A 4,717-nucleotide genomic window follows, 5' to 3' on the forward strand; every position below is an offset into this window, starting at 1 on the left:
AGGGTCGTGTAGGTTTTGAGGCTGCCGCTCCGAAACTGATAATAGAGGCTCACCGCATGCTCGAGAAATATACGTTGAGCAAGTGGCAGCAGTACTGGAAAGACCAGGTTGCCAACTGGTACGGAATGTTCTTGCACGAGAGTCAGTATCTTGAGCCTGTAATGCCCGACATCGAGGCTATGCTCACCAGCAGCCAGCGCAACGTAAATGGTACGGCCATACTGAAGCTCCGTCCGTTAGGTTTCGAGTGTGTAGGTGTTGATTCGCCCGACGATCTGCTTAAGTCAAAACTTGGCGAGTACGGCGAGATGCAGCACGGCTGGACAGCCGAAGAGGCCAAGGGCTTCATAAAGGTGCTGAGCACTCCGCTGAGAGTTTATTACGGAATACACGAGGACGAGGAAAGATAACGGTATGATAGGCCGAAAATTATATTTGTCGGATAAAGACCGCAAGATTGCGGGCGTATGTGGCGGCCTGGCCGACTATTTCGGAATAGATTCTACCATTGTACGTATATTATGGGCTTTGTCCGTAGTGGTGAGTTATGGCACAGGCTTCATTCTTTATCTCGTCTTTTGGCTTATCGTTCCACGAGAAAGAAATATACTTCCTTGAAAACTGCAATGATCAGGGTTGAGTGAATTTAGATAGAGTGAAAAGTGAACAATTCAAATGCTGAGTTGCTCTATAACGACAATAAAACTACAAAGCTATTGTTCTGTCGGATTTGTAATCCGACAGTATAAAGTATCAGAATCTGTGATCCGAAACTCATACCTATTAATAAAAAATAGGAAGTAGGCAAATTGAATTTAGCTTCACAGATTGTTGGCTCTTTATTTATAGCAACAAGGCATTTGACTTTAACTCCTAGCCAACTTGTTGGCGATAACTCCTTTAACTACTTTAAAATGATAAAAATCGGAATACTTGGTGCCGCCGGATATACCGGCGGCGAACTTATAAGATTATTGATAAATCATCCGCAGGCAGAGATTGTGTTTGCCAACAGCGAGAGCAACGCAGGCAATCCTGTTACTGATGTTCACGAAGGACTTTACGGTGACACGGATATGTGCTTCACGTCGGATATGCCGTTTGATAAGGTGGATGTTGTGTTCTTCTGTTTCGGTCACGGCAAGAGCCGTCAGTTTCTTCAGGAACACGACATACCGGCCAACGTCAAGATAATAGACCTCGCGCAGGACTTCCGTCTGGCTGAGCCGGGCAACGACTATGTTTATGGTCTGCCCGAAATCAACCGCGACAAGATAGCCAAGGCCAATCATGTGGCTAACCCGGGATGCTTTGCCACCTGCATACAGCTCGGTCTGTTGCCTGCCGCCGCCATGAAACTTATCAACGACGACGTGGCCGTTAATGCCATTACGGGCAGCACGGGCGCAGGACAGAAGCCCGGCGCGACAACGCATTTCAGTTGGCGCAACAACAACCTGAGCATATACAAGCCGTTCAGTCATCAGCACGTGCCCGAGATTAGGCAGAGCCTGACGCAGGTGCAAGGCTCGCTCGATGCCGACATCGACTTCATCCCTTATCGCGGCGACTTCGCCCGTGGCATCTTCGCCACTTGCGTAGTGAAGACCGACGCTCAGGCTGATGAGATAATAGAGGGCTACAAGTCGTTCTACAAGGACGCCCCCTTCACTCATTATGTCGACAAGGCCATCGACCTGAAGCAGGTAGTAAACACCAACAAATGCCTCGTTCACTGCGATAAATTCGGCAACAAGCTTCTCATCACTTCATGCATAGACAATCTCCTTAAAGGTGCCGTAGGTCAGGCCGTGCAGAACATGAACATCATGTTCGGCATTGACGAAACAGAAGGATTAAGATTAAAGCCGACGGCTTTTTAAGTGAAGAGTGAAGAACGAAGAGTGAAAAATTCAATAGCTTAATTCACATAATGGCATGGGAAATAAAATAATAAGCGAATATAATCGTAGCGATTCACCTTTACATCGGAAAAGTTATGAATTCTCGATACGTATTGTCAATATGGTGAAGTATATAAAATGTTCTGCAAAGGAATATGCACTTACCAATCAAGTGCTTCGCTCTGGTACTGCCATAGGAGCGTTGGTAAGGGAAGCTGAATTCGCTCAAAGTTCTTCAGACTTCATAAATAAACTGTCAATAGCATTGAAAGAATGTAATGAAACTTTTTATTGGTTGAATCTTCTTAGAGATACAGATTTTATCAATGACAAAGAAGCAGATAGCATGTTGCAAGACTGTAACGAACTGACTGCCATATTGGTGGCATCAGTAAAAACAGCAAAACAAAGAAATAATAAATGATATGGTGAAAAAACGAGGTGAATCAATCATAACAAAGCAATTGAATTCTTCACTCTTCGTTCTTCACTCTTAACTTAAATAAAATGAATTTATTCGACGTTTATCCATTATTCGACATTAACATAGTAAAAAGTCGTGGCTGTTCTGTTTGGGACGACAAGGGACAGGAGTATCTCGACCTTTACGGCGGTCATGCCGTTATAAGCATTGGCCACTGCCATCCGCATTATGTAGAGAAACTCACAGAGCAGCTCAACGCTCTCGGCTTTTACAGCAACTCTGTAATCAACGACCTTCAGCGTCAGCTTGCTGAAAGGCTAGGCAAGGCGTGCGGCTATGACGACTATCAGCTGTTCCTGATCAACAGCGGAGCCGAGGCTAACGAGAATGCGCTGAAGCTGGCTTCGTTTAAGACGGGACGCACGCGTGTGCTGTCTGCCTCAAAGGCGTTCCACGGACGCACCTCGCTTGCCGTTGAAGCGACAGACAATCCTAAGATTATCGCGCCCATCAATGCCAACAATCACGTAACTTATCTGCCTCTTAACGACCTTGAGGCATGGGAGCGCGAACTGGCTAAGGGCGACGTCTGCGCCTGCATCATTGAGTGCATACAGGGTGTGGGCGGCATAAAGCTCGCCACTGAGGAGTTTGCCAAGGGACTTCAGGCAGCCTGCAAGAAATACGGTGCTGTGCTGATATGCGACGAGATACAGTGCGGCTACGGCCGTTCGGGCAAGTTCTTCGCTCATCAGTGGCTCGGCATACGTCCCGACCTTATCACCGTGGCCAAAGGCATTGGCAACGGCTTCCCCATGGGTGCCGTACTTATCTCGCCCGACTTCAAGCCCGAATACGGACAGCTCGGAACAACCTTTGGCGGTAACCATCTGGCATGTGCAGCAGCTCTTGCCGTGCTTGACGTTATGGAGAGAGAGCATCTTGTAGACAATGCGCATGAGGCAGGCGAATATCTCATGGCTAAGCTGAAAGAGTTACAGGCTACGGAGAAGCGCATCACCGACGTGCGTGGTCGCGGCCTCATGATAGGCATCGACCTCGACATACCTCACAAGGCGCTGCGTCAGAATCTTGTTTACACCCAGCACTGCTTCACGGGCTGTGCCTCAACAAACATTCTCCGTCTTCTTCCGCCCCTGTGCTTCACCAAATCCATGGCTGACGATTTCATAGAGCGTCTCAAAAAGGCGTTCGCCGAGATTTAGGCTTAATGTGGATTTATGGTTAATCATTATAGTAATAAATGCTTCATCCTAGGGCAGCCGACATTCTCGGCCGCCTTTTTTTGTTGAAATAAAACAGTGCTGTATTTCATGCTGGAGTTAAAGGAGTTAGAGTAGTTATCGCCAACAAGTTGGCTAGGAGTTAAAGTCAAATGCCTTGTTGCTATAAAGTAGTTCAGCAATTGGATTTTTCACTTTTCACTTTTCGTTTTTCACTTTCTTTAGACGGGAGTTAAAGTCAAATGCCTTGTTGCAATAAAGTAGTTCAGCAATTGGATTTTTCACTTTTCGCTTTTCTTTTTTCACTTTCGTCAGAAAACTTATTAGTTTACGACTAAAAAATGGGCCACTTTTGCATCAAAAGTGGCCCATTTACGACCCGTAAACGATAGGTTAATGATTTGAAACCAATACGCATGATTTTGCTTATAGTTACTCTTTAATCTGTGTTCTTTTTGCGTTTATGTTAATCATAATCCACGATTTTCCTTTCAGTTTTTGGACCTTGTCAAAATTTATTCTACTTTTTGATGTCGCCAAATTTGATTTGATCTTAGCTGACTCACCATGTCAATATTCTTAAATCTTTACATTGTGCTGATTTGTTGGCTTTGTAATAATTTGAAAATCAGTTTGTTGTAAACATCTAGCGTGATGTCTAGCGTGTTAAAATTTGCATTCTCTTTCAAGATGTGTTATCTTTGCATAAGATAATCTGCATCTCGGCATACCATTCAAGCAAGCTTTATGCTTCTGCTCTCGATTTGCGTTATCTTTGCGTCAGATAAGCGCCCGGCTGTATAATATTATAATGTCAGCAAAAGTTGCTTTATGATTAAGCCGGACGGCGTAAACAAAATAAATTAGGATAACAAACAAAAACATAAATATCATGAAAGATACACAGACACAGATTGAATTCAGGATTCGCGCCTATGGCCGCACAGAACTAGCCCAGCTTTATTGTCCCACACTGACTCCCGGTGCCGCCTACCGCAAGCTTCGTCAGTGGATAGCCCTAAGTCCCGGTCTCACCGCCCGTCTCGAGACGTTAGGCAGCGGCAAGTCGCGCACATGGACACCCGCCGAGGTAAAAGAGATTGTTGAGGCACTGGGGGAGCCGTAAAAGTATATTCAAACTTTTA

General features: G+C 45.4%; 5 protein-coding genes and 1 pseudogene. All 6 read left to right on the forward strand.

Going from position 1 to position 4,717, the window contains the following annotated elements; genetic code table 11:
* Positions 1-410 (forward strand): annotated as a pseudogene (locus QVO66_RS10385) (argininosuccinate synthase domain-containing protein); the annotation flags it as partial.
* A gap of 4 nt (positions 411-414) precedes the next feature.
* Positions 415-618 carry a PspC domain-containing protein gene (locus QVO66_RS10390; RefSeq protein WP_021855428.1) on the forward strand — a complete coding sequence of 68 codons (204 nt, stop codon included), beginning with the start codon at positions 415-417 and terminating at the stop codon, positions 616-618.
* 296 nt (positions 619-914) lie between these two features.
* Positions 915-1,883, forward strand: a complete 969-nt coding sequence (gene argC, locus QVO66_RS10395) for an N-acetyl-gamma-glutamyl-phosphate reductase (protein ID WP_288172815.1) — start codon at positions 915-917, stop codon at positions 1,881-1,883.
* A gap of 55 nt (positions 1,884-1,938) precedes the next feature.
* On the forward strand, positions 1,939-2,328 hold the full coding sequence (locus QVO66_RS10400; RefSeq protein ID WP_021855430.1) for a four helix bundle protein: 390 nt from the start codon (positions 1,939-1,941) through the stop codon (positions 2,326-2,328).
* 83 nt (positions 2,329-2,411) lie between these two features.
* Positions 2,412-3,554 (forward strand): aspartate aminotransferase family protein, encoded by a 1,143-nt coding sequence (locus QVO66_RS10405; protein WP_021855431.1) that lies wholly within the window; start codon positions 2,412-2,414, stop codon positions 3,552-3,554.
* A gap of 910 nt (positions 3,555-4,464) precedes the next feature.
* The gene (locus QVO66_RS10410; RefSeq protein ID WP_021855432.1) at positions 4,465-4,698 is read left to right on the forward strand and encodes a DUF4248 domain-containing protein; all 234 of its coding nucleotides are present in this window, start codon (positions 4,465-4,467) and stop codon (positions 4,696-4,698) included.
* The last annotated feature ends 19 nt before the right edge of the window (positions 4,699-4,717 follow it).

Origin of the sequence: Prevotella sp. CAG:255 (genome assembly GCF_000431195.1) — a bacterium.
GTDB lineage: Bacteria > Bacteroidota > Bacteroidia > Bacteroidales > Bacteroidaceae > Prevotella > Prevotella rara.

What these genes read in the sequence shown, in the direction of transcription:
- QVO66_RS10410 (WP_021855432.1), top strand. Translation starts at nt 4,465, where the DNA reads ATGAAAGATACACAGACACAGATTGAATTCAGGATTCGCGCCTATGGC.
- QVO66_RS10405 (WP_021855431.1), top strand. Translation starts at nt 2,412, where the DNA reads ATGAATTTATTCGACGTTTATCCATTATTCGACATTAACATAGTAAAA.
- QVO66_RS10390 (WP_021855428.1), top strand. Translation starts at nt 415, where the DNA reads ATGATAGGCCGAAAATTATATTTGTCGGATAAAGACCGCAAGATTGCG.
- QVO66_RS10400 (WP_021855430.1), top strand. Translation starts at nt 1,939, where the DNA reads ATGGGAAATAAAATAATAAGCGAATATAATCGTAGCGATTCACCTTTA.
- argC (WP_288172815.1), top strand. Translation starts at nt 915, where the DNA reads ATGATAAAAATCGGAATACTTGGTGCCGCCGGATATACCGGCGGCGAA.